Origin of the sequence: Pseudonocardia sp. (assembly GCF_050250275.1) — a bacterium.
Lineage (GTDB): Bacteria > Actinomycetota > Actinomycetes > Mycobacteriales > Pseudonocardiaceae > Pseudonocardia.
In genome coordinates, this window is record NZ_JBFWOY010000001.1 from 106,145 (window position 1) to 126,585 (window position 20,441).

General features: G+C 71.4%; 20 protein-coding genes. 12 read left to right on the forward strand and 8 right to left on the reverse strand.

What is annotated here, in order from left to right:
• The first annotated feature begins 393 nt into the window (after window positions 1–393).
• The 3 genes from AB7F12_RS00560 to AB7F12_RS00570 all read left to right on the forward strand — a co-directional run bounded on the left by AB7F12_RS00560 (window position 394) and on the right by AB7F12_RS00570 (window position 3,381).
• Complete coding sequence (locus AB7F12_RS00560; RefSeq protein WP_428496903.1) at window positions 394–915, forward strand: GreA/GreB family elongation factor; 522 nt, start codon at window positions 394–396, stop codon at window positions 913–915.
• A gap of 297 nt (window positions 916–1,212) precedes the next feature.
• Window positions 1,213–2,448, forward strand: a complete 1,236-nt coding sequence (locus tag AB7F12_RS00565) for a PucR family transcriptional regulator (RefSeq protein ID WP_428496902.1) — start codon at window positions 1,213–1,215, stop codon at window positions 2,446–2,448.
• Between the two features lie 483 nt (window positions 2,449–2,931).
• Complete coding sequence (locus AB7F12_RS00570; RefSeq protein WP_428496901.1) at window positions 2,932–3,381, forward strand: hypothetical protein; 450 nt, start codon at window positions 2,932–2,934, stop codon at window positions 3,379–3,381.
• Window positions 3,382–3,711: 330 nt separating this feature from the next.
• On the opposite strand, the gene gdhA is transcribed toward AB7F12_RS00570, so the two are convergent.
• Window positions 3,712–5,049 carry an NADP-specific glutamate dehydrogenase gene (gene gdhA, locus AB7F12_RS00575; RefSeq protein WP_428496900.1) on the reverse strand — a complete coding sequence of 446 codons (1,338 nt, stop codon included), beginning with the start codon at window positions 5,047–5,049 and terminating at the stop codon, window positions 3,712–3,714.
• Between the two features lie 182 nt (window positions 5,050–5,231).
• Entirely contained in the window at window positions 5,232–6,146 is a 915-nt protein-coding gene (locus AB7F12_RS00580) for a LysR family transcriptional regulator (protein ID WP_428496899.1), read from the reverse strand.
• 83 nt (window positions 6,147–6,229) lie between these two features.
• Between AB7F12_RS00580 and AB7F12_RS00585 the strand changes: the two genes are divergently transcribed.
• Both AB7F12_RS00585 and AB7F12_RS00590 read left to right on the forward strand, forming a co-directional pair.
• Window positions 6,230–6,394, forward strand: coding sequence for a hypothetical protein (locus AB7F12_RS00585; protein ID WP_428496898.1), 165 nt, complete (start codon window positions 6,230–6,232; stop codon window positions 6,392–6,394).
• Window positions 6,391–7,218 (forward strand): alpha/beta fold hydrolase, encoded by an 828-nt coding sequence (locus AB7F12_RS00590; protein WP_428496897.1) that lies wholly within the window; start codon window positions 6,391–6,393, stop codon window positions 7,216–7,218. The genes AB7F12_RS00585 and AB7F12_RS00590 overlap by 4 nt, the downstream gene beginning before the upstream one ends.
• A 16-nt stretch (window positions 7,219–7,234) precedes the next feature.
• Here AB7F12_RS00590 and AB7F12_RS00595 read toward each other — a convergent pair whose 3' ends face one another.
• From AB7F12_RS00595 to AB7F12_RS00620, 6 genes are all read right to left on the reverse strand, one after another.
• Window positions 7,235–8,143, reverse strand: a complete 909-nt coding sequence (locus AB7F12_RS00595) for an alpha/beta hydrolase (RefSeq protein ID WP_428496896.1) — start codon at window positions 8,141–8,143, stop codon at window positions 7,235–7,237.
• A gap of 95 nt (window positions 8,144–8,238) precedes the next feature.
• Window positions 8,239–8,649 (reverse strand): cupin domain-containing protein, encoded by a 411-nt coding sequence (locus tag AB7F12_RS00600; RefSeq protein WP_428496895.1) that lies wholly within the window; start codon window positions 8,647–8,649, stop codon window positions 8,239–8,241.
• Window positions 8,650–8,720: 71 nt separating this feature from the next.
• A complete protein-coding gene (locus AB7F12_RS00605; protein ID WP_428496894.1) occupies window positions 8,721–9,548 on the reverse strand; it encodes a MoaF C-terminal domain-containing protein in 828 nt (275 codons plus the stop codon).
• Window positions 9,545–10,888 (reverse strand): cytochrome P450, encoded by a 1,344-nt coding sequence (locus AB7F12_RS00610; protein WP_428496893.1) that lies wholly within the window; start codon window positions 10,886–10,888, stop codon window positions 9,545–9,547. The genes AB7F12_RS00605 and AB7F12_RS00610 overlap by 4 nt, the downstream gene beginning before the upstream one ends.
• Window positions 10,889–10,916: 28 nt before the next feature.
• Complete coding sequence (locus tag AB7F12_RS00615) at window positions 10,917–11,882, reverse strand: PDR/VanB family oxidoreductase (RefSeq protein WP_428496892.1); 966 nt, start codon at window positions 11,880–11,882, stop codon at window positions 10,917–10,919.
• 234 nt (window positions 11,883–12,116) lie between these two features.
• Window positions 12,117–14,732 (reverse strand): ATP-binding protein, encoded by a 2,616-nt coding sequence (locus tag AB7F12_RS00620; protein WP_428517828.1) that lies wholly within the window; start codon window positions 14,730–14,732, stop codon window positions 12,117–12,119.
• Here AB7F12_RS00620 and sigJ point away from each other — a divergent pair.
• The 7 genes from sigJ (at window position 14,664) to AB7F12_RS00655 (ending at window position 20,440) form a co-directional block, all read left to right on the forward strand.
• Window positions 14,664–15,554, forward strand: coding sequence for an RNA polymerase sigma factor SigJ (sigJ, locus tag AB7F12_RS00625; protein WP_428496891.1), 891 nt, complete (start codon window positions 14,664–14,666; stop codon window positions 15,552–15,554). The genes AB7F12_RS00620 and sigJ overlap by 69 nt on opposite strands.
• A gap of 66 nt (window positions 15,555–15,620) precedes the next feature.
• Window positions 15,621–16,079, forward strand: a complete 459-nt coding sequence (locus AB7F12_RS00630) for a carboxymuconolactone decarboxylase family protein (RefSeq protein ID WP_428496890.1) — start codon at window positions 15,621–15,623, stop codon at window positions 16,077–16,079.
• 83 nt (window positions 16,080–16,162) lie between these two features.
• Window positions 16,163–17,077 carry a LysR family transcriptional regulator gene (locus AB7F12_RS00635; RefSeq protein WP_428496889.1) on the forward strand — a complete coding sequence of 305 codons (915 nt, stop codon included), beginning with the start codon at window positions 16,163–16,165 and terminating at the stop codon, window positions 17,075–17,077.
• A 161-nt stretch (window positions 17,078–17,238) separates the two neighbouring features.
• Entirely contained in the window at window positions 17,239–17,628 is a 390-nt protein-coding gene (locus AB7F12_RS00640; protein ID WP_428496888.1) for a hypothetical protein, read from the forward strand.
• Between the two features lie 52 nt (window positions 17,629–17,680).
• On the forward strand, window positions 17,681–18,628 hold the full coding sequence (locus tag AB7F12_RS00645; protein ID WP_428496887.1) for a phenol 2-monooxygenase: 948 nt from the start codon (window positions 17,681–17,683) through the stop codon (window positions 18,626–18,628).
• Window positions 18,625–18,909 carry an MmoB/DmpM family protein gene (locus tag AB7F12_RS00650; protein ID WP_428496886.1) on the forward strand — a complete coding sequence of 95 codons (285 nt, stop codon included), beginning with the start codon at window positions 18,625–18,627 and terminating at the stop codon, window positions 18,907–18,909. Before AB7F12_RS00645 ends, AB7F12_RS00650 begins: the two co-directional genes overlap by 4 nt.
• Window position 18,910: 1 nt before the next feature.
• A complete protein-coding gene (locus AB7F12_RS00655) occupies window positions 18,911–20,440 on the forward strand; it encodes a YHS domain-containing protein (protein ID WP_428496885.1) in 1,530 nt (509 codons plus the stop codon).
• Window position 20,441: the final 1 nt, after the last annotated feature.

The following is a 20,441-nucleotide window of genomic DNA, read 5'->3' on the forward strand; positions in this document are numbered from 1 at the left end:
TCGCGAACGCGGTTGGCGGGCCTGCCGGTGGGTGATGCAGGGAGGTTGCGGCAGGCCCACGACCCACCATGCCCGGTGGAGTCCGAGGTCGTCAGGCCATGGGTCCGCAATCTGGACGCGGTCGAGCTTTCCGGCGCCCGGCAACCTCGGGGAACCACCATCGCCGTTGTGGTAGAGGTGGCAGCAACGATGCCGCGAGAGCCCCGAACCGCGGTCAGGCGGAAGGGACTCGGAGTCGGGGCAGCAGTGGGTTGCCGACGCACCCACGGCGTCGCCGCAACGCGGCTCCCGAGCACGGTCCGGGTCACCACGGGCCGTGCTCATCGTCATCTGCACCGAAGCGGCATCGGTAGCGCGGTGCGCCCCACCAGAACATTCCCGAGGAGTAGACGGATGGCCGAGACGCAGGTCTGGCTTGCAGAGAGTGCCTACGAGCGACTGAAGAACGAACTCGTCGAACTGCTGCGTCAGCGTGATCACGGCATGAGTGGTCTCGCCAACGAGCAGTTCGCCGGTGACAGTTCCGACCCCCACACCGACCAGCAGCTGCTGACCGAACGCCGGGAACGCGAGAGCCGGATCCGCAAGCTGCAGGAGCTGCTGCAGAACCCGCTGGTGGGGCAGGCCCCACCCGATGACGGGGTGGCCGAACCGGGGATGCTGCTGACCATCCGGTACGAGGACGATCAGGAGACCGAGACGTTCCTGCTCGCCCACAACGAGGACGGCGCCTACCCGCCGGACCTCATGATCTGCTCGCTGGAGTCCCCTCTCGGGAGTTCCCTGCCCGGCAGGAGGCAGGGCGAGAAGGTGCAGTACACCCTCTCGAACGGGCAGTCGATGGAGGTCACCTTGCTCCGCGCCGTCCCCTACCGCCCGGACACGTGGTCGCCGACCGACCGGGTTGCCGGCTGACGAGCGGCCCGGCGCCGTCGGCGCGGACGACTCAGGTTCATCGGTGCGCGTCGCCGAACATCGGCGACGCGCACCTCGTGTTTCGTGCCGCCGCCCCCGGCAACGCGGCCGGGCAGCACCCGGTCGGCGACACCCCCGCGCGCACGCAGGTGAGCCGACCGCGGCACGAAACGGCTGGCGCCGGTCCCCGAGCCCTGATCCCTCTCACGTCGGCGGTCACCGGATTGCCGTACCCCGGCAGTTCGGAAATCCGGCATCGAGCACACTCGGAGGTGGCCCCGTAGAGAGAGATGAGAAATGACCCGTCCACCGGCGAAGGCACCGCGGCTGTCAGAGCAGCTTCCCGACCCGGCCTGGCTGGAGCGGGTGGCGCGCGACGCGAGCCGCGGCGCCGGTGGCGTGCCGGTGGAACTGCTCGGCGGCTTCCTCCCCGTGCTCGCCGAGGCCGCCACGACCGGGCGCCGACCGGACAAGGGTGAACTCGACGCTGTCGGGCTCAACGGCCGGCGCGCCGCGGAGCTCGGCGTCTCGGCCGGGAACGCCGTGCAGCTGTACCTGTCGGCCGCGTGGCGGCTGTGGCGCGAGCTTCCCGCGGTCGTCAGGTTCCCGGACGCCGACACCACCGCGACCGCGGCCGAGGCGGTCATGCGTGCCGTCGACCGTGCGGTGGCCAGCCTCGCCGAGGGGTACACCGCCGCCCGCCGCGACATGATGCGCAGCGAGGAGACCCAGCGCCGCGAGCTCATCGAGGATCTGCTCCGCGGCGACGCCGACGTCGGTGCGCTGGTCGAGCGGGCCGAGCCCTTCGGGATGGACATGGCCCAGCCGCACCAGGTCGCCCTGGCCACGCCCACCGGCCGCCTCGCCGATGCCGAGGCGGCGTTGAGCAGCCTCGAACGCGCAGTCGTCCAGGGAATCGGGGACCGCGACGTACTGGTCGCGACCAAGGACGGCAGCATCGTCGTCGTCGCGCCCGCCACGACCGCCGGCTCGGGCGCCGTCGGTAAGACGCGTGGCCTGGGCGAGCTCATGCATTCCGATCTGCGTCGCGCCCCTCGCGGTGGCCCGTGGCGGATAGCGGTCGGTCGGCCCCACCCCGGCTCGTACGGCATCGCGCGCTCGTACGAGGAGGCGCGCGAGGCGCTCGGGATGGCCGCGCGCCTGCGCCTCGAGACCCCCGTCGTCCGCGCGGAGGATCTGTTGATCTACCGGGTCCTGCTGCGCGACCAGCCCGCCATCACCGACCTCGTCCATGCGGTGATGAGCCCACTCGCGAAGGCCCGCGGCGGCGCCGGTCCCCTGCTGGCCACCCTCGACGCCTACTTCGCGGCCGGCTGCGTCGTGACCGAGACCGCCCGCCGGCTGCAACTGTCGGTGCGGGCGGTCACCTACCGGCTGGACCGGATCGCCGACCTCACCGGGTACGACCCGACGGACCCCGCCAATCGCTTCACCGTGCACGCCGCCACTCTCGGCGCCCGGCTGCTCGGCTGGCCCCAGCGCGACCTGCCCACCCCGGCCGCTCGGGACTGACGGGCCGCTGCGTGGGTGGGTTCCGGCCTCGGCTGATCCGGGTCCGGCCCGTCGGCTCCGCCGCGGGCGGCACCGCTCGTCGTGACGTGCTCAGCGCCGTCGCGACACGTTGCCGAACCCCGGCACTGTGGGCCCCTCCTTGTTGGTGTGTCAGCGCCCCTGCGGCTGCGCCGGATCCGGGGCATCGTGGGCTCTGTCGCCTGCCGCCCCTCAGACCGTGTGTCCGCCGTCCACCTGTTCCCGCGCACGGAGTTCGTCCGGTCAGACGTACGCGTGCGGGGGCCGACGGCGCGACGCTCGCGCACGAAAGGAATGCAGTGATCACGTCCGCCCAGAAGCGCACAGTCCTCGGCGTCACGGGGTCGGTGACGAACATGCACACCGTTCTCGGCTCCGTGGTCCCTTCGCACGAGGCGGCTCCACCATCGCCGTGCCGCGCGCCCCGTAGCGGCAGCGCCGCCGGCACCGACCGGTCCTCGTGAGATGACGGCCGTCGCCGGGCTGCTGCGCCTGCACCTTCCCCGACACATCGAGCGCTCCCACGCCGAAGCGGTCGTCCTGGCCGCCATCGCCATCCACGTCCCCGCCACGTTGCAACTCGACCTCATCAGCGAGGACGGGGCGGAAGCCGGCGACCGAGCGGGCGAGCAGCCGGGCGGTGCCCTGACCTACTCGCTCCTGCTGCGGACCGCGCGGCTGAGCACGTACGTCGACCCCGAGCATCTCGTGCAAGCCGCCGAGCACGCCGCCGACCAGGCTCTCCGCGCGAAGTACGGGGAGGCCGCGACCGCGAGCGCGGGCCTGGCGGGCACATCGGCCCGGGCAGCGGGTCCCGGCACACCACGCACGGCGGTTCGACGCACCCCGGTCGCCGGCTCAGCGTCCTGCCGCGGCCGGACCAGCCCTCGCGCAGGGGAACGTCACGCGCGATAGCCGGCCCACGCGGGCGGCCGCTTCTCCGCGGGGCTGCCCGAGCGCGCACCGGGGGTTGCACCGTCGCTCCCGCACGACCACGACGAACGGGTCGCCCGTTGGCCGACAACCTGATCCGGCCGGGCGATCTCGCCCACGCGGGAGGTGCGGCGCGGCCCGCGTCGAGACGTCAGGCCACGCCGTGCTCGCATCGAGGGTCGCGACGACGTCGTTCGATGCGGGCCGGGCCGAGGTGGCACCCCGAGATCGGGCGGCTGTGGCGCCCGCCGACGCACACAGCCCGACTCGTCGTGCCCTCCGTGCGGTTCAGAGTCGTGCCCTCCGTGCGGTTCAGATGAGACCGAGGGCGAGCATCGCCTCGGCGACCCGCGCGTAGCCGGCGATGTTCGCCCCGGCCACGTAGTTGCCCGGAACCCCGTACTCCTCGGCGGTCCGATGACACCGGGCGTGGATGTCACGCATGATGTCGCGCAGCCGGGTCTCGGAGTAGTCGAACGTCCACGAGTCCCGCGACGCGTTCTGCTGCATCTCCAGCGCCGACGCGGCGACGCCCCCGGCGTTGGCGGCCTTACCGGGTCCGAACGCGACCCCTGCCTCCGTCAGCACGCGCAGCGCGGCCGGGGTGGTCGGCATGTTCGCGCCCTCCCCCACGACGACACAGCCGTTGCGCACGAGTGCCGCAGCACCGTCGGCGTCGAGCTCGTTCTGTGTGGCCGACGGCAGCGCCACCTGGCACGGCACCTCCCAGATCGACCCGCCGTCGACGAAGGTGGCACCGGCAGCCTTGTCGGCGTAGGTGCTGATCCGCTCCCGTCCGACCTCCTTGACCTCCTTGAGCAGGTCGAGGTCGATCCCGTCCGGGTGGTGGACGAACCCGTCCGAGTCGGAGCAGGCCACCACCCGTCCGCCGAGCTCGTGGACCTTCTCGATGGCGTAGATCGCGACGTTCCCCGAGCCGGACACGACGACGTCCTTGCCCTCGAAGGACTCGCCGCGTACCTGCAGCATCTCCTCGACGAAGAAGACGGTCCCGTAGCCGGTGGCTTCGCGCCGCACCTGGGCGCCCCCGTAGATGAGGGCCTTCCCGGTGAGCACGCCGGACTCGTACCGGTTGGTGATGCGTTTGTACTGGCCGAACAGGTAGCCGAGCTCGCGCGCCCCGACACCCATGTCGCCGGCCGGGACGTCGGTGTGCTCCCCGATGTGGCGGTAGAGCTCCAGCATGAAGCTCTGGCAGAAGCGCATGATCTCGCGATCCGACCGGCCCCGTGGGTCGAAGTCCGAGCCGCCCTTGCCCCCGCCGATCGGCAGCCCGGTGAGCGCGTTCTTGAACACCTGCTCGAAGCCGAGGAACTTCACCGTGTCCAGCAGCACCGACGGATGGAACCGCAGGCCGCCCTTGTAGGGCCCGAGCGCACTGTTGAACTCCACGCGGAACCCGCGGTTGATGTGGATTCCGCCGTGGTCGTCCTCCCACGGCACCCGGAAGATGATCTGCCGCTCGGGTTCGCAGATCCGCTCGACGATCCTCGCGTCGGCGTAGGCGGGGTGCTTGCCGACCGCTGGACCGATGCTGTCGAGGACCTCACCGACGGCCTGGTGGAACTCGGCCTCACCGGGATTGCGTGACAGGACACGCTCGTAGATCGGCCTCAGTGCCTCGTGCATGCGGTGCGTCCTACCCTTTTCGTCGCTCGGCCCCCGCGGACCGGGTGCTCATGTCACCTCTGAGGTTGCCATGAGGTGCCGGGGAGGCCGAGTGACGGCCGACTCACTTCCGGGCGAAACGCCCGATCCGTGGCGGGCGCGAAGCCGTGCCCTGATGGACGGAGGGATGACGGCGGGCCAGGTCAGCCGGGCGGGCCGGGCCCGGCGGACGCGGAGTCGGAGACGACGGCGGTGAGGAGAGCGGCCACCCGGGCCACGGCCGGTGACGGTCCGGGCCTCGACGCGAGGACGAGCGGAGCGAGCTCCGGCGGGCCGGCGAGGGGGACGTAGGCCACCCCGTCGAGGCGCAGCGCCCGGACCGACGACGGTACGAGTCCGAATCCGAGACCGGCGGCGACGAACACGACCAGCGTCCCGGTTTCGCCGACCTCGATGACATCGGGGTCGAGGCCCGCCCGCCGGCACACGTCGAGGACGAGCGGCTGCATCGTCGACCGGTGCCCGGACGGGTGGGTGATCAGCTGCATGCCGGTGAGGTCCCGGAGGCGGACACGGTCGGCCCGGGCCCCGGGGTGGTCGGCGGGCAGGACCGCGACGAGGGGCTCGTCGCGGAGGTGCCGGGACTCGAGCTCGCCGGGGACGGGGGAGCCGGGTCTGAGCACGGCGATGTCGAGCTCCCCCTGACGGAGCTGGTCGATGAGCTCCGGTCCGAGCAGTTCGCCACGGAGGTCGAGCTCGATGTCGGGTAGCTCGTCGCGCACCCGTAGCGCGACCTTGGGCAGGACGTCGTAGGTCGCGGTGCCGACGAACCCGAGCCGCACCTGCCCGGCCCGGCCGGCGGCGAGCAGGGTGAGGTCGGTCGAGGTGCGGTCGACGGCGGCGAGGATCTCCGCCGCCCGGTCTTGCAGCAGCCGGCCTGCCTCGGTGAGCTCGACCCGCCGGGTGGAGCGGTCCATGAGCCTGGTGTGGGTTTCGCGTTCGAGCTGTCGGAGCTGTTGGGAGAGCGCCGGCTGGGCGATGTGCAGGCGCGCCGCAGCGCGGCCGAAGTGCCGTTCCTCGGCCAGCACGACGAACGACCGGAGATGGCGCAGCTCCACACGCTCATCTTATGTGCCCTGCTTATGGATCGACGGCAAACGAGTATTGGACGTGATGGGTGGCGCGTTCCTACCGTCCACGTGTGACGTCCTCCTGTCCGGGTGCGAGCCCCCGCACGGCTCCGGGCCGCCGCGGCGGCCCGCCGGCCGACCTCCGCCTCGTCCACCTCACCGGCCGCGGCGCACCCGTCGACGAGTCGGGCGGGCCCCACCTCGGCCCGGTCGCCGGCGCGGGTGCCGCCCGGTGAGCGCAACGACGCGCGTCCCGACCGTCGCCCTGACCCGCCCCGCCCCGGCGCCGGGCCGGCCGGCGCTGGTCCTCGGACCGTCCCTCGGGACGTCCGCGGCGGCGTTGTGGGGCCCGTGCCTGCCCCTCCTGATCGAGGCGTTCGACGTCCTCGCGTGGGACCTGCCGGGCCACGGACGCAGTCCGTCGGCGGCGGCGGACTTCACGATGGCCCAGCTCGCCGACGGTGTTCTCGACGCCGTGGACGCGGCGCTGGAGGCCGGCGGGGAACCGGTGGCGCTCCACTACGCCGGCGACTCGATCGGCGGTGCGGTCGGCCTCCACCTCCTGCTCGACCATCCCGGGCGGCTCGTCGCCGCGTCGCTCCTCTGCACCGGCGCGCGCATCGGCGAGCCGCGCAGCTGGCTGGACCGGGCGGGCATGGTGGAGCGGTCGGGTGTCGGCTCGGTCGTCGACGGGTCCCGGCAGCGGTGGTTCGGTCCCGGATTCCCCGACCGTCACCCCGACCGTGCCGACGCCCTCATCGCCTCGCTGCGCGCCGCGGACCCTGCCGACTACGCACGCGCGTGCCGCGCACTGGCGTCGTTCGACGTCCGCGACCGCCTCCCGGGGATCGGCGCCCCCGTCCTCGCTGTCGCGGGCAGCCACGACCAGCCGACGCCCGTCGCGTCGCTGCGGGAGATCGCGGACGGTGTCGTGAACGGCCGCCTGGAGGTCCTCGACGGCGTCGCACATCTCGCACCGGCCGAGGCCCCCGACGCGGTCGCGGCACTCCTGCGCGACCACCACGGGCAGCGGACGCGGCCGCCCTCGAACGGCCGGTAGCCGGTGCGGCGGCTCGTCAGCCGATCGCTCCACGGACGTGCGCGACGATCAGCTCGTACATCCGCCGGATCAGCTCGAAGTCCTCGGTCATGATGTCGTAACCGTGGTCGACACCACCCACCTCGACGTACTCGGCGAGGGCGCCGGCGGCGTCGAGCTTGTCCGCGTAGCACCTGGCCTCGCCGCGCAGCCGGTCGAGCTCCGCGGCGATGACCAGCGCCGGTGCGATACCCGCGATCCCGTCAGCGTTGGCCCCCCAGGCCGGCGAGACGAGACGGTGGCGGCGCCCCGCTCGTTCGGGGACGTAGGCGGTGTCGAACACCTCGCACAGCCACGGCTTCAGGACGGCTTTCGCGCCCAGCGGTGACGCCTTGCGGGAGGGTGGCGTCGCGATGTCGAGCGGCGGATAGTGCAGGACCTGCAGCGAGATGGCCGGACCGCCGTTCTCCAGCGCCATCCGCGACACGGCGGCGGAGAAGTTGCCGCCTGCGCTCTGACCGCCGACGCACAGCCGGGTGCCGTCCCACTCGCGCCCCGGCTCCGATGCCCACCGCACGACGTCGTAGAACTGTTCGACGGGGGTCGGGAACCGTGTCGACGGAGCCAGCGCGTAGTCGGTGTTGACCACCACGACGCCGGCGTGGGCGGCGAGGAAACGGCACCAGGCGTCGTCCTGTGCGCGGTGGCCCACGACGAACCCGCCCCCGTGGGCGTTCACGTAGACCCCGGGTGCGCCGGCCGGGGTCGGCGGACGGTAGACCGTCGCGGCGACCGGGCCGTGGCGGGTCCCGATGGTGACGTCGGTGGTCGGGACGGTGATCTCGGGGAACCGCGGTGTGACGGCGGGGTGGATCGCCGCGTTGATCCTGGCGGCGAACCTGCGGGCGACGGCGTCGGCCACGGGCCGTCGGGACAGTACGGACACGGGTCCTCGTTTCCGGGTCTTCGTCGGTGGGGTCTGCGCCGCGGCCCGGGCGTGTCCCCCGACGCTGCGTCGGGGGGCACGCCCGGGCGGCGGGATCAGCTCTGGTGCTGTCGCGCGCTGGGGTGGCGCAGGTGGTCACGGGCCACGATCTCGTCGGGCTCGAGCATCGTGATCATCTCGACGCCGGGGGCGCAGATGCACACCGCGACGAAGCGGGCCCACCTGTCCGGGTCCGGGTTCGAGACCTGGTAGTGCACGACGTCGCCACCGGGCTCCCAGAACGCCTCGCCCGCGGTGATCTCCCGGGGCTCGTCGCCCTCGAGCTCGAAGAAGATCGTGCCCTCGGTGACGTAGCCGAACACGGGCCCGGAGTGGCGGTGCGGGGCGAGCCCCGGGTCTGCCGGGGGGAGCTCGACGAGCTGCGTCATCGCGTGCGAGCCCTCCGGGATCGGGGGCGGGGTGGCGCTGAGGAGGTCGGTGACCTGGACGTTGCCCTTGGCCAGCATGAGTTGTGTCCTTTCGTGGAGGTGATGCGTGGGTGGTGGTCCGGGCCCGCGACGGGCTGCCGTCGCGAGCGTCAGGCGGAGGCGGAGCCGGTTCGCGCCGGCGGGCCGATGTACTCGCCGACCGCGCCGAACGTGAGGTGCGTCGGCAGCTCACCGGTCTCGTCCAGCCCGAACACGGCGCCGTGGGCCCGCAGCGACGTGTGGTCGCGGAGATCGGTGACGGTCACCGAGGCCCACGGGTTCACCTTCTCGCGCGAGGCGAGGACGTGGATCCCGGGGCGGAGCCGGTAGGTGGTGCACTCGACGGTGTCGGCGAGGCCCGCCTCGGGTCCGGCCACGCAGTGCCAGGTGTACGAGTGCGGTTCGAGGTGGATGTGCTCGTAGCGGTGCACGTCGCTGAAGCTCCACCGCAGTCGGCGGCCGACGAGCGCGGTCGTGGGTGCGGGTCCGGGACGGTCCGGCTCCCGGCCCTCGATGACGCCCGGCAGGACGTTGTGCCGGACCCGCGTCCGGCCCGCGGACGGCTCTCCGATCGTGCTCACGATCGCGAGGGTGTGGCCGCTGTCGTGGTCGACAACGAGGCTGACCGCCGTGTTCGGTACGTCCCGGCGATGGTGGAACTGCGCGTACACCAGCCCGGGTGCGACGTCGAAGGCCTCGTAGTCGCTGCGCCCCGACGCAACCGGATGCGGGTCGCCGGCACCGGGGTCGTAGCGCCATTCGACGGCGGTCGCCTCGAACCGGTGCGACACCCGGCTCCCGTAGGAGTTCGTGAACACGATCTCGCTGCCGGCCACACTGTCGGCCGGGGTTGCCTTGTGGCCGTCGAACCCGGGCAGGAGCAGGTTCAACGACGGCCGTGTCGTGGTGTCGGAGTGGTCGACGGACTCCGTGGTCATGCTGCTGCCTCCGGTCCGGCGGGGATCGGGTTCTTCTCGACGTCCCAGCTGACGTGCAGTGCGTCGGGACCACGGAACGAGGTGTTCGGGACGAAATGGAACTCCTGCTGGTCCAGCGTCATGTGGGGCAGGCGTCGCGTCAGCTCCTCCAGGTAGATGACCATCTCGAGCCGGGCCAGGTGGTTGCCGAGGCACATGTGCGTACCGGCACCGAATGCGATGTGGGCCTTCGCGTCACGGTCGATGTCGAACCGCTCGGGGTCGTCGAAGACGGCGTCGTCCTGGTTCGCCGACGCGATCACCATCAGGATCTTCCCGCCTGCGGGGATCGTGACCCCGCCGACCTCGACGTCCTCCTTCGCGATCCGCCGCCACGCGGCGATGGAGGGGTTGAGCCGCAGGCACTCCTCGACGGCGCCGGGGATCAGCGACGGGTCGGCGCACAGCCGGTCCCACTGGTCGCGGTTGCGCAGCAGCGTGACGACGGCGTTCGCGGTGGCGTTCGTCGTCGTCTCGTGGGCCGCCATGGCGCCGCCCATGACGTTGGTCTGCAGCCAGGTGTCGGAGATGACGTCGGGGTGCATGCGCTGCATCGTGATCGCGTGGCCCAGCCATCCGGGCGGGTCGTCGAGCTCCTTGAGCTTGGTGATGACGCGGTCCCCCATCGCCCAGAACCGGCCCAGCCCGTCGGCGGCGCGCACCTGCTCCTCCGGGCTCGGACGTCCCCAGACGAACTCGGTCATGGAGGTGGCGAGCGCGCGGACGGTGTCGACGTCCTCCTCGGGGATCCCCAGGAACTGCAGGGCGACCAGGCACGGGATGTCCCAGAGCATGTCGGCGACGAGGTCGGCGTGGCCCCGGTCGACGAAGCGGTCGATGTAGGCGTTGGTCGTCTCCCGGATGTAGGGAGCGAGGGGGTCGATGCGGTCGGGCATGAACGCGGGAGCGTTGAGCCGGCGGTACTGCCGGTGCATGGGCGGGTCGGAGTCGGCCAGGACGGGGCAGGGCGCGAAGCCGTACGCGCCGAGCTGGGCGGCCGCCTCCTCCGACGGCGGGGTGACCGGGGTCAGCGTGATGGCCGCGGAGAACAGGTTGAACTGGCTGAAGACGGCCTTCACGTCGTCGTGGCGCGTGACGACCCAGTAGTCGGAGTCGTCGTTGTAGAACACCGGCCGGCTCTCGCGGGCCCAGGCGAGCGCGGCCCCCGGGTTGTCCAGGTACTCGCGGTCGAAGAACGAGAATCCCGCGGGGGTGTGCGCGGCCGGGCATCCGGTCGTCGCGTCGTTGCTGGTCGCGTCGTTGCTGGCCGTGGCGGCGCTGGTCGTGGCGGCGTTGTCCACCGGTCTCCACCCTCTCGTCGGCGGGGTTTCAGAGGTCGAGTCGGATCGTCGGGCACGCGGCCCGGCTGATGCAGATCATCAGAGTGCTGTTCTCCTCCCGCTCGGCAGCGCTGAGGACGGAGTCGCGGTGGTCGGCCCGGCCCGACACGATGGTCGTCTCGCACGTCCCGCAGGTGCCCTCCGAGCAGGAGAACGGTGCGAGCACGCCGACGGCCCGCGCGGCGTCGAGGATGGACTGGTCCGGACCGACCGAGACGGTGATCGCGCTGCGGACGAACTCGACGTCGAAGGTGGCGGGTGCGGGTGCGTCGACCAGGGTCCGCGGGGTGAACCGCTCGACGTGGACCCGGTCGGCGATGTCGAGCTCGGCCGCCATCGTCTCCACCGCACCCAGCAGACCTTCCGGACCGCACACGTACACCGCGGTGCCCGACGTGGCAGCACCCAGGGCGGCGGCGAGGTCGATGCGGCCGTGCGTGTCCTCCGGGACCAGGTTCACCCGAGGTCCGTGCATCCACGCCAGATCGTCGGCGAACGCCATGGTGTCCCGGCTGCGCCCGCCGTACACCAGGGACCACTCGGCGCCGCGTCGGTCGACGGAGCCGATCATGGGAAGGAGCGGGGTGATCCCGATCCCCCCGGCCACGAAGAGGTAGTCGCACGCCTCGACGAGGCGGAAGTTGTTGCGCGGCCCCCGGACGACCAGGCGGTCGCCTTCACGGAGCTCACGATGGATCCGTGCGGAGCCACCACGGCCGTCCGGTTCGAACAGCACGCTCACCTGCCACGAACGGAGGTCGCCCGGATCACCGCACAACGAGTACTGCCGGACGAGGTCCGGCGCGAGCACGAGGTCGATGTGCGAACCCGGCGTCCATTCGGGGACGTCGCGCCCGTCGGCGCGGACGAGGGTCAGCTGCGTGACCGCGTCGGTGACCGGTGTCTTCGCCTCGACTTCCATCTCGAGTTCCTCGGCCCCGGAGAGCGATGCCATGGGGACTCCTTCGGATTTCGCCGGATGCCCCGACGTGGACTGTTCCGCGAGGGCGCTCGTCGCCTGTCGTCGGACACGCGGCGTAGCGGCTCGGCCCCTGTAATCCTCGTCACCGTGGGGCCACGCACATGGGTGAGATCACGGTGGGGGGTACGGAAGTCGCGGACGTCCGTACCCGGCGTCGCCGGTCCGACGCGTGACGGAGCGGCTCCTACCTGCGGTTTCGTGGCCCGGTCAGGAGGACTGTCCGACGTACCACGCGGCGATCTGGCTGCGGGAGGCGAAGCCGAGGCGCGTCATGATGGCCTCGACGTGGCTCTCCACGGTGCGTGCGGAGATCACCAGGGCGTCGGCGATCTGCGGGCTCGTCATTCCCTTCGAGATCAGCTCCGCGATCTCGTGCTGCCGGTTCGTCAATGCGGGCGCGACGTCCTCGCCGGTCCCACCAGCGCTGCGTTCAGCCAGCGCATGGGCGATGATGCCGGTCGGGGATCGCTTCGCCCCCGCCCGCAGCGCCGCCGTGAGCGCTCGTGCGGACATGGTCTTCTCGAGCCGGTCGCAGCAGGCCGCGTGGAAGCCGGTGAGTTGCGGCCCGAACGCCGCCAGCTCCGTACCCGTGCGTCGCCACAGGCTGTGCGACGCCCCGATCAGCTGGGCCGCGCGGTCGAGCTGCCCGGTCGATCCGGCCGTCCAGGCCAGGAGTTCGGTCATCAACGCGGTGCCCAGCGAGGGATCGAACGTGCGGTGCTCCCGGAGCGCGTCGAGTGCGGTGGCGTCGGCGGCGGCGACCTCGCCGTGCAGCCACTGGTCGAGGCCACGGCTCCACGTCAGGTAGGAGCGGGCCCAGCGCTCGTCGCGGTCGCGGCTGACGGCGAGCGCCGGCGTGCTCACGGCCGCGGCGTCCTCGCTGCGGCCGCCCAACGACAGGACGACGGCGTACTCGAACGACGCCATCAACCACTCCGCGACCTCACCGACACCGGCCAGGGCGCCGACCGCGACCGCGAAGTGGCGCTCCGCCTCGGCGAGGTCGCCACGGAGCTGCGCGGCGAGCCCCCGCAGTCCGATGCAGTGGGCCGCGGCGTCGTCGAGCTGCAGCCGCGCCGCCGCCGCCTCGCACTCGTCGAGCCGGCGGGTCGCCGCCTCGTGGTCGCCCTGCAGGAGGCACACCCTGGCCGCGACCCAGAGCGCTGTCGTCCGGGACGGCGTGGGCTCCGGGGCGGCACCGGGCGCATCGAGCGCCTCGTCGGCCCACCGGCGCCCTTCGGCGATGTGGCCGTCCGCGTACCAGCGGTAGCGCAGTCCCGCGACCAGCTCCAGCTGGTAGGTGCCGCCGGGTGGGGCGGAGTCGAATGCGGCGCGCAGGTTCTCCCGCTCGACGCGCATCCATCTCGCCGCCGAGGCCTGCCCCGGCCCGCACCAGGACCGTTCGAGGCCGCGGACGACGTCGAGGAAGTAGCGCCGGTGACGCTCGCGGATCGCGTCGGCCTGCCCCGCCAGGGCGAGCTTCTCCGCACCGTAGGCCCGGATGGTCTCCAGCATCCGGAAGCGGATCGTGGACTCCCGGCCCTCGACGTCGAGCACGGACTGGTTGACGAGGGAGCTCAGCAGGTCGAGTGTGGACGCCGTCCCACCGCGACCCGCCGCGTCGCCGCCCTCCCCGCAGACGGCTTCGGCGGCGGCCAGGTCGAACCCGCCGGCGAACACGGACAGTCGCGCCCACAGCCGGCGTTCCGGCTCCGTGCAGAGGTCGAAGCTCCAGTCGACGAGCGATCGAAGGGTCTGTTGGCGCGGGGCGGCCGATCGGCTACCGGTCGTGAGCAGCCCGAAGCGGTCGGCGAGGCGTTCGAGGATCTGCTCGAGCGAGAGGATGCGCGTCCGGGCGGCCGCGAGCTCGATCGCCAGCGGGATTCCCTCGAGCTGGACGCACAGCCTCGCCGCCGCGGCGGCGTTGCGCTCGTCGAGCACGAATCCGGGTGAGGCGGCCTCCGCGCGTTCCTGGAGCAGCCGGACCGACTCGAACTGCAGCAGCGATTCGACGGTGGCAGGCTCCGCGTCGCCGGGAACGGTGAGCGGTGGGACCGGATAGAGGAACTCCTCCGTCACCGTCAACGACGCCCGCGTGGTGACCAGGATGCGGGTCGAGGGTGCGTGCCGGAGGATGTCGTCGACCAGGGCGGTGGCGCCGTCGAGGACGTGCTCGCAGTTGTCGAGGACGAGCAGCATCTCGCGGTCACGGACGAACTCGAGCAGCATGGCGGTGGCCGGACGGTTCGACCGGTCGACGATCCCGAGTGCGTCGATGACTGCGGCGGGAACGTCGTCGGCGGCGGCGACGGACGCCAGCTCCACCAGGTGGACGCCGTTCTCGAACAGGTGGTTGATCTCGTCGGCGACCTGCAACGCGAGCCGGCTCTTGCCCACGCCTCCCGGTCCGATCAGGCTGACCAGCCGACCGCTCGCGAGGCGGTCACGGACTTCTCGTCGCTGTCGGCGGCGGCCGATGAAACTCGTTGCGGCGAAGGGGATGTTCCCACTTCGCGTTCGAGCCTTCGCCACGACACCTCCACGGGCCTGCGCAACGGTCGGGGGCGGATTCGCGCACTGTCCGGCCGGCGGCCCGCCCATGATGAGTTCGTGCGCCACGGCGGTCAACCTGTCGGCACCGCGCCCGGTCCGCGCCGCCTGCGGGCGGCCCGGACGGTGCAGAGGCTCTCGTTGCGGTGGCGGCTGTCGTCCATGTTGGCTGTCCGGACGTCGTCGGAGGAGGTCGGGATCTGCATGGGAGACGGCGCTGCGCCGGGAACGTCCGGGCAACGGGACCTGCTCGGCACCGAGTGGGAGACGCATCGGCCCGCGGTGTTCGGCGTCGCCTACCGGCTGCTGGGCAGTGTGGCCGATGCCGAGGACGTGACCCAGGACGTGTGGCTGCGGGCGGCGGGCGCGGATCTGCACGAGGTCGACGACCTCCGGGCCTGGTTGATCACGGTCGCCGCGCGCCGGTCGTACGACATCCTCCGGAGCGCCCGCTCGCGTCGGGAGACCTATGTGGGGCCGTGGCTGCCGGAGCCGCTGCTGACCGGGCCGGACGCGTCGGGGCCGGTCCTCGTCGACGAGTCCGTCAGTGCGGCGCTGCTGCTGGTCATGGAGGAGCTCAGCCCGCCGGAGCGGGTGGCTTTCGTCCTGCACGACGTGTTCGGGTTCGAGTTCAGCCGCGTCGCCGAGGTGCTCGACGTCTCCGAGGCGAACGCCCGCCAGCTCGGCTCACGGGGCCGACGCCGGGTGGCGAAGGCCCGCCGGCCCGCGCCGCGGGCGTCGAGGGCCGAACGGGAACGGGTGCTGACGACCTTCCGCGCCGCCTACGAGGCGGGGGACCTGGCCGGCCTCGTCGCGCTGCTGCACCCGGGGGCCGTCTACGTCACCGACGGCGGCAGCAAGACCTTCGCCGCCCGCAAGCTCATCCGTGGTGGTGAGCGTGTCGCCGAGGTGATGGTGCGGGTGGGGCGCCGCTGGCGTCCCGACCGCATCGACCTCGTCGAGGTCGGCGGTGAGCTCGCCCTCGTGTTCCGCCGTGAGGGCCGGGTCTTCTCCGTCGACACGGTCGAGATCACGGACGGCGTGATCACCGCGTACCGGAGGGTCATCAACCCGGAGAAACTGGGCCACGTCTAGTTGTCACGTTCGACCGGGCCATCTCGTCTCCCTGCTGACATCGCACGTGACGGAGACGAAGGAACCATGACCACCAGCCAGCGCGTCAACATCGGCAAGCAGCACCCGGCCCCGTACAAGACCCTCGTCGCCCTGTCGGAAGAGGTGGAGCAGATCACCGCCGCGGCGGGCCTCGACCCGCTGCTCGTCGAGCTCCTGAAGATTCGCAGCTCGCAGCTCAACGGCTGCGCGTTCTGCCTGCGCATGCACATGCGCGACGCCCTCGCGAAGGGTGAGAGCACCGACCGGATCGCGGTGCTGCCCGGCTGGGAGGAGACCGGCTACTTCTCCGAGACCGAGCGTGCCGCGCTCCGCCTGACCGAGGCGATCACCCGCATCTCCGACGGACATGTCGGCGACGAGGACTACGACGCCGCCGCGGCCGTGCTCACCCCGGACCAGGTGTCGGCCGTCGCCTGGCTCGCGACGGTGATGAACGCCTTCAACCGGGTGGCGGTCACCAGCCGCTACCGGGTCGCGGGCTGACCGGGACCGTGCTCGGTCGGGCCGGGTGCCGCGGCGGCTGCACGAGCCGCCCGGCACCCTCGTGACCAGGCTATTCTGCCGCCGTGGAGCTGCGGCGCATCCAGTACTTCGTCGCCGTCGCGGAGGAGGCGCACTTCGGGCGCGCCGCGGAGCGGCTGCAGATGGCGCAGCCGCCGCTGTCCCAGCAGATCAAGGCGCTCGAGGCCGAGATGGGTGTGACGCTGTTCCGGCGCACCACCCGCAAGGTCGAGATCACGCCGGCCGGGGAGCGGTTCCTGCAGCGGGCCCGCGAGATCCTCGCCGCGGTCGACGCCGCGGTGACCGAGGCCGAGCAGGTCGCCCGCGGCCTGCTCGGCCGGATCTCCATCGGGTTCACCGGGTCGGCGACCTACGACCTGCTGCCCTCGCTGGTCCGGGTCCTGCGGGCGGACCTGCCGGGCATCGAGCTGGACGTCTACGGGGAGATGCTGACCCCGCGGCAGGTGCTCGCGCTGGAGGACGGCACGCTGGATCTCGCGCTGCTGCGTCCTCCCGTCCGCAGCGCCGCCATCGACGTGCGGATCCTGCGCCGGGAACCACTCATCGCCGTCCTTCCCGCGCAGCATCCGTTGGCCGACAAGGGCCCCGTGCGGCTCGCCGATCTGGTCGACGACGCCTTCATCACCTATCCGTCACACAACCGTTCGGTCGTGTACGAGGCGGTGCTGGATGCCTGTCAGCACGCCGGGTTCGTCCCGGCGGCGATGCACGAGGTCGGCGAGACCTCGACGCTGGTCTCGTTCGTCGCGGCCGGGCTCGGTGTCGCCCTCGTCCCGGCCTCGGTGCGGCACCTGCAGATCACCGGGGCCTGCTACGTACCGCTCGCGGGCACGACGCGGGAGGTCGAGCTGGCCCTCGCGACGCGCGTGAACGAGCAGTCGCCGCTCGTGGCTCGCGTCCGGGCACGTGCGGAGGCCTTCATCGGGGGCGGCCGGAAGGTGCGGACCGCGCGCTATTGAGATGGCAGCGGTCTCAGTGGGGACGATTTCTGTATTTCCCACGACCGAGTCCGTCCGCGAGACTCAGGTCACGGTCCTCCTCGTCGAGGACCGGCATCGTCTCGAAGGATCACCGACATGCCTGTCCCCCATCTCCCCGCCCCGATCGACGGTGAGCCGACATGACGCCGTTCATGCACACCGTCCAGGCACTTCTCGACGGCGAGCCCGCCCCGGTCACCGGCACCGAGCAGAGCAGGCCCGGCCCGGTGCCGGTGGCGACCGACACCCAGGTCATCGTCCGTTCCCTCGCCGAACAGCTCGTGTCGGAGGCGAACGTCGTGCTGCGCGAGCACGGAGAGGTCATCCGTCTCGACGACGAGGTGGGCCCTGGTGAGCTCGCGTTCACCCTCGGATACCGGGACCGGGCCGCCCGCGTGCAGACGGTCATGTCCGGCCGCTCGGCCCTCGTCAGCCTCGTCGTGACGGGCCGACCGGAAGAGGCGCCGCGCAGGCTGGCCGGCGACGGCGAGCTCGAGGCGCTCCTCCTCAACCTGATCGCACCGGTCTGACGCCGCGCCACCGCGGATCGCCCGGACCCATCCGAACCGACAGGAGCCACCCGTGCAGTACGAGTTGCGCTACCAGGTCATCGAAGCCAAGCGCCAGAGCTACCAGAACGTCGTCGACCGCTTCGGCGACCAGCCGGCGACCCGCTACCAGGAGGCGACGCTCGACATCGAGCCTCGCGAGAACTTCCACTACCGCCCGACCTGGGCGCAGGACCGCGAGCTGTACGACCCGCGGTACTCGGCACTGCGCCTGGCCGACCCGTACGCCTACGCCGACCCCCGCAACTTCTACTACACCCCGTACGTGACCAACCGGGCCGCGCTGCACGACGAGTTCGGCAAGACCCTCGGCTACCTCGAGGACCGCGACCTGCTGGTGACGCTGCCCGAGGCGTGGCGCAGCGTCCTGGGCTCGGTCGTGCTCCCGCTGCGCCACTACGAGTCCGGCTGCCAGCTCGTGTCCGTCGCCGGCGCCCGGTTCGCCTACGGCACGTCGCTGGAACAGTGCTGCACCTTCGCGGCGTTCGACCGGATCGGCAACGCGCAGATGCTCTCCCGCGTCGGCATCGCCGTCGCCGGCGGCACCGGTGACCTGCTGACCACCGCCAAGCAGGAATGGCTCGACGGCGCCCACCTGCAGCCGCTGCGGCGCCTCGTCGAGGAGATCATGGTCGTCGAGGACTGGGCGGAGGGCCTGCTCGCCATCGACCACATCGACTCGCTGCTGTACCCGGCCATGTACTCGGGTCTCGACGAGAAGGCACTCCTCGGCGGCGCCGGCGCGTACAGCCTGTTCGCCCAGTACCTCACGACCTGGTTCACCGACCAGCGCCGATGGCTCGACGCGCTCGTCTCGGCGTGGTCCGGCGACCCCGAGCACGGACCGTCGAACACCGAACACCTCGACCGAATCGCCACCACGTGGAAACCCCGCGCGGAGGAGGCGGTGGGCGCGCTGTCCGCCGTCGTCACCGACCGCCTGAACGGAGTTCCGGCATGACCGCCACCCTGCGCCAGGTCGGCGTCGACCTCCAGGACGCCGAGGAGAACCGGCCGATCGTCGACGCCATCAGGGCCGACAACCCCGAGCTGACCATCCGCCACCTGCCCGGCCTGCTCAAGCTGCAGGCCGCCGGCCGCATCGTGATCAACCGGGAGACCGTCGAGTCCAAGCTCGGCCGCGAATGGGACACCGGCGAGTTCCAGCTGGCGATCGTGTCGTACGCCGGCAACTTCTCCGAGTGGGACGACGACCAGATCATCGTGAGTTGGGAGCACTGAGATGACCCAGGCCAAGCCCCGCGCGAAAAGGCTCCCCCTCAAGGAGCGCTACGCCCTGCTCACCCGCGACCTCGACTGGGACCCGACCTACGTCGAGCGCGAGAAGCTGTTCCCGCACACCTCGTACGAGGGGATCAAGATCCACGACTGGGACGGCTGGCAGGACCCGTTCCGGCTGACCGTCGACGCGTACTACAAGTACCAGGCGGAGAAGGACAAGCGCCTCTACGCGGTCCTGGACAGCTTCGCCCAGAGCCAGGGCCACCTCGGCCTCGCCGACGCCTCCTACCTGAACGCGATCAAACTGTTCATCCAGGGCGTCACGCCGCTCGAGTACGCCGCACACCGGCACTTCGCGTACCTCGCGCGCCACCTCGAGGGCCCGGCCCCGCGCTTCGCCGCGCTGTGCCAGAGCATCGACGAGCTGCGCCACTGCCAGACCCAGATCCACACGATCAGCAACTACAACAAGTACTACGGCGGCTTCCACAGCTGGTCGAAGATGCACGACCGGGTCTGGTACCTGTCGGTGCCGAAGTCGCTGTTCGACGACGCGATGACCGCCGGGCCGTTCGAGTTCCTGATCTCGATCTCGTTCAGCTTCGAGTACCTGCTGACGAACCTGCTGTTCGTGCCGTTCATGAGCGGCGCGAGCTTCAACGGCGACATGCCGACGATGTCCTTCGGCTTCTCCGCGCAGTCCGACGAGAGCAGGCACATGACCCTCGGCCTCGAGGCGATCAAGTTCCTGCTCGAGCAGGACGAGGGCAACGTCCCGATCATCCAGGCCTGGATCGACAAGTGGTTCTGGCGGGCGTACCGGATGTCGGCGCTGGTCGCCGGAATGATGGACTACATGCTCCCCAAGCCGGTCATGAGCTGGAAGGAAGCGTTCGAGCTCTACTTCGAGGACCAGATGCTGGGCGGGTTGTTCCCCGACCTGGAGTTCTACGGCATCACCCCGCCCCGCCACGTCGAGGACGCGATCGCGGAGAAGGACCACCTGTCGCACCAGGTGTACAAGATCCTGCACAACTTCAGCTTCGCGGCGGCGTTCACGACCCAGACCCCGACCGAGGAGCACTCGGCGTGGCTGTCCGAGCAGTACCCGACCAGCTACGACGCGCTTTACAAGCCGGTGTGGGACAAGCACGCGCGCACCGAGGCCGCGGGTGGCCGCATCTTCTTCCAGGGTCTGCCCCAGCTGTGCCAGGTCTGCCAGATCCCGATGGCCTTCACCGAGCCGGACGACCCGACGGCGATCTCGTTCCGCACGTCGGAGTTCAGGGGCGAGACCTTCCACACCTGCTCGAACGGCTGCAAGTGGATCTTCGACCGCGAGCCGGAGAAGTTCGTCCAGGCGTGGCTGCCCGTCCACCAGATCTACCAGGGCAACTGCGGTGGGCCGAGCGTGCCGGAGGTGCTCGACTGGTACGGGATCCAGGAGGGCGACAACGGCGAGTACAAGGGCTCGCCGGACCAGCGCTCGTGGGCCGAGTGGCACGCCGGCGCACCGAAGCAGGGGGGCTGAC